The organism is Diplocloster modestus, assembly GCF_019042245.1.
GTDB classification, from domain to species: domain Bacteria; phylum Bacillota; class Clostridia; order Lachnospirales; family Lachnospiraceae; genus Diplocloster; species Diplocloster modestus.
On record NZ_JAHQCX010000053.1, the window covers coordinates 1 to 294 of the forward strand.

1 protein-coding gene is annotated in these 294 nt (G+C 55.1%); it reads right to left on the reverse strand.

What is annotated here, in order from left to right:
* Positions 1-294 (reverse strand): pyruvate formate lyase family protein (locus tag KTH90_RS24780; RefSeq protein ID WP_275061503.1); only part of this gene is annotated, 294 nt, incomplete at both ends.

Here is a 294-nt window from a genome sequence, read left to right on the forward strand (position 1 = left end):
GGTGTTTTCCAGGATCGCTTCCATCTTAATGTAGTACTTCATCTGGTCTATGAACGCGTCCTCCGCTTCCTGATAGCTCTCAAACGTGGCAAGCGTCCTGCCGTTGGTATTTTCATGCAGACAAATTCCGGTGCGGGGGTCTCTCCCGTTATAGAGCGACATCTCCAGCGCCTTCGTACAGTTCAGCCACGCGCCCCCGGTACGTCCGCCCAAAAGCCCCGGAGCCCCCGGTTCGATGCAGCCGATGATGCAGTAGTTGTAAGCATCCCTCATCTCATAACCCCGGTTCATCAA